Here is a 3,418-nt window from a genome sequence, read left to right as displayed (position 1 = left end):
CAATCTTGGCATTTTGGGCCCGATGATCGGTAAGTTTGCCAAAATCAGCTTTGATAGCTTGAATTAATGCGTCCACGTGGAGTGTTTTGTTCACGGCTCTTCCGTTCGTCGGTGCAACCAGTTGTAAGGCCTTGATCGAGAAAATTTTCAGTGACTGCATAATCGATTCTCCGTGTAATTAGTTGTAATTCCATGAAAAAATCGATTTTTACCTTCAAGGCTTTGTCAAGAAAAAAATACGCTACTCCTGATTAATTTTTCGTTTATTTTTGATGAGTTAATCGCGTCTAAGCTCGTTGCCGAGGCGCTCGGAGAGCAGCCGTTTTGGAACCAAGCATGTTCTCTAAAAGTTTACGAAACCCAATTCCCTCGTACCCCATAAAAACAGGGCATTACGGGATAACGGGAAGTGCTGGCTCTACTATGCCTTCCTGTTCAAGAGCGAACACAGTTTGTTGACTGTTGAGTATTAAAAAGAGGCCTAACCCGGCCCCGATGGTCTTCTTCATAATCTTCTCCCTGTAGAACTATGTTTCTTGCATTACACTTACGGGAATCTTGAATAATTGCTTTTTCTGCCAATCTCGGCGTCATGCTGAAAATTTTATCCTCGGAATATCATCTATATGCCTGCGGTAAAATTGTCAGCAATCCTTGACCTTGATTGAAAAATCTAATTATTCAAGACACCCTTACGGTCTTATATGAGTGGGATTCAATGCAACCTCAGGTCCCTTCTTATTATTCTCGCTCGCTGAGGGGCCTAAAACGACATTCTCTGAAAACTCCTGATCCCCCTGAGTACACAGAAATAAGTTATAGCAATTTACGTGCCACGGTAAAACATCAGAAATACAGTGTGTTAAACCAAGAACAAGGGACTCTTCATTGGGTAGTTATTTCCAGGAGAAGTTCTAATACTGCGGAAAACGGATTAAAAGCTACTAAATCTGACTGAAATTATGAGCACATACCTCGTTGAGAGTCATAATGACTCGCGATTTTTTCATCAAGGAACAATTTGTCCCGGCTGTAAGGATTGAGTAAGTATTTTCGGAGGAATGCCTTGCAAAAAAAAATTGGCTTTTTTGTCATTTTTATTGTCCCTGGATTTTTCTCTTCCCCGGGTTATTGATGTTTGTTTATCTCCGTATCTGTAAACACGTTATTTTAGGTCAGAAGTCAAAAATTAAGGAGGCGCCTTAACATACCCGCCATGCTGTTCAAATGGAGGCCAGCACTCCAAGGACAAAAACTACCAATCCCTACCACGGGCTACCATGCTTGTGGCATTGCCTTTCTTGCTCCCTCCGCCTATATTTATTGATAATTGGCGTAACTCCGACTGGGCGGGTCCTTATTACGACTTCGTTCTTTAGGGAAAACGTCTTTAGGGGACGTTCATTTTTTTCTTTGTTTTGGCCAAAAAATATTCTCTTGGCCTTTACAAAATCCTTACCTGAGGAGGTATACTATGGCAGGACAGATTTTTTACCGTGAACGACTGAAATCTCGGGAAGGATCCAAATCTCCCCGATACCGGATTGTCGCCATAAGTGGTGTTGACCTCAAGGTCTATGCGGATCATCTGCGCATGTCTGAACTCAAACAGATGGCTCTGGCAACCAAATCGGATCTTATCGCTCTGGAACGTGGTCCCAAGCACCAGGCGGCACAACCTGAATCGGCAACAGCTTAAGAGGAGCATAAGGGGCATATATGGCACTGGTACGGGAACAGGATGGCAAGCGGCTTCATGTAGAAAGTGCACTCATGGGCGAGAGCCTGGTGAGTAAGGAATTCATCGAGCAACTCGATATCGCTCCCCAGGAACGGTTGTATCCGGATATCGCCATCGTCAAGATAGGCGGGCAGTCTATTTGCGATCGCGGCGTGAAAGCCTTACCAGGCATTCTTAAAGAAATTGTACGCAACCGAAAGGACCACAAAATTCTGATCACCACCGGTGGTGGAACCCGAAGCCGCCATATCTATACGATTGGTCTGGAGATGGGGATGCCCACCGGTGTAATAGCCAAATTCGGCAGTATGATCTCCGAACAAAACGCCCTAATGGTTGCTACCCTGCTTTCTCCCTGGGGCGGGGTGAAAATCTCACATTCAGATATCGTTAAACTCCCTACATTTTTCGCAGAATCCATCATCCCGGTTATGCACGGCATGCCCCCTTACGATTACTTTGCGATAAAGCCCAAGGTTGGTCGTATTCCTATCCACCGGACGGATGTTGGTTTGGTTATTCTTGCGGATCTCATTGGCTCAAAAAATATCCTCTTTATTAAGGATGAGAACGGTCTTTATACCGATGATCCGAAAAAGAATCCCAATGCTACGTTCGTCCCAGAAATTGGTGCCCAGGATCTGCTCAATATGGATCAGGATGACCTGGTCATCGAACGCCCCTGTCTTGAAATCATTCAAAACTCTGAGGTGATTGAGAAGGTTCAGATCGTCAATGGCATGGTTGAAGGCAACATCACACGAGCACTCAACGGAGAACATGTAGGAACATACATCTACAAGCAATGACACCCGAATTCGTGACGTCGGGTTCTCGCTCACGGAATCTGGAAAACTCCCATAAGGTGCCTTACACCTGGCAAAATACCGATGTGCTGGTTTTCATCTTCACCTCACGGGCGAAAGATGGTAATGATTGCACATTGGTATTTTTTTTATAAATTCAACCCACAGTTCAAATCATGACCACTGTTACCTCCAGCCCCTGCCTTGAACTTGAAGTTTCCCCGGATATGCTCACTGGGTTTGCCTCGCTCCTCCAGCATGGTGTTCTCTTTCCCATCGAGCGCCCCATTCCCCTGCTCTCTTTTCTGGTAACGCTCCCAGGATTCACCGCAGAGTATATCGAAGAAAATGTCCAGACTATCTTTATCAATGGAGTGGCAGCGGATTCACTGCAACAGGAAATGGTCGACGGCACCACGGTTGCCCTTTCAGCGGCTATGCCCGGACTGGCAGGGGCTATTTTTCGGCGACAGGGAGTACACGGCAGTCTACGTTCCAAGCAACTCAGCGAGGTAACGCATTCAACAACAGAGGGAGGGCACCTGACCCTGAAATTTTTCAATTCCATTGCTCTGGACAGGGTTGAAGACCTCTTAGCAGGGGGAATCCAGATTTCAGGAAAGGCTCTTGGTAACTTCGCCGCAACGCGGGCTCATCTCTTTGAGCCACCGGTTGTACTCCGTTTTAAGGGGGAAGAGCTGAGCTACAGTGCACTCATGAAAATGTTGCCCGAAATTGATTTGCTTGAGGTACGGCTGAAACAATAATACAAAATACCCTAGAGTTTTCCCCCAGAGCTTCTTGGGGTCGCTTCAGAAAAAAAATAGCACGCCACGCTTGCCTGATGGCAAGCGTGACATTCCGTTGATCT

3 protein-coding genes are annotated in these 3,418 nt (G+C 45.9%); all 3 read left to right on the top strand.

Going from position 1 to position 3,418, the window contains the following annotated elements; genetic code table 11:
* Positions 1-1,474 precede the first annotated feature (1,474 nt).
* The 3 genes from JWJ90_RS22425 (at position 1,475) to JWJ90_RS22415 (ending at position 3,314) form a co-directional block, all read left to right on the top strand.
* Entirely contained in the window at positions 1,475-1,699 is a 225-nt protein-coding gene (locus JWJ90_RS22425; protein WP_205229451.1) for a hypothetical protein, read from the top strand.
* 20 nt (positions 1,700-1,719) lie between these two features.
* The gene (locus tag JWJ90_RS22420; RefSeq protein WP_205229450.1) at positions 1,720-2,550 is read left to right on the top strand and encodes an amino acid kinase family protein; all 831 of its coding nucleotides are present in this window, start codon (positions 1,720-1,722) and stop codon (positions 2,548-2,550) included.
* A gap of 173 nt (positions 2,551-2,723) precedes the next feature.
* Positions 2,724-3,314 (top strand): hypothetical protein, encoded by a 591-nt coding sequence (locus JWJ90_RS22415; RefSeq protein ID WP_205229449.1) that lies wholly within the window; start codon positions 2,724-2,726, stop codon positions 3,312-3,314.
* Positions 3,315-3,418: the final 104 nt, after the last annotated feature.

Origin of the sequence: Desulfobulbus rhabdoformis, assembly GCF_016919065.1 — a bacterium.
Taxonomy (GTDB): Bacteria; Desulfobacterota; Desulfobulbia; order Desulfobulbales; family Desulfobulbaceae; genus Desulfobulbus; species Desulfobulbus rhabdoformis.
This window is presented reverse-complemented; position numbering and strand designations above follow the sequence as displayed.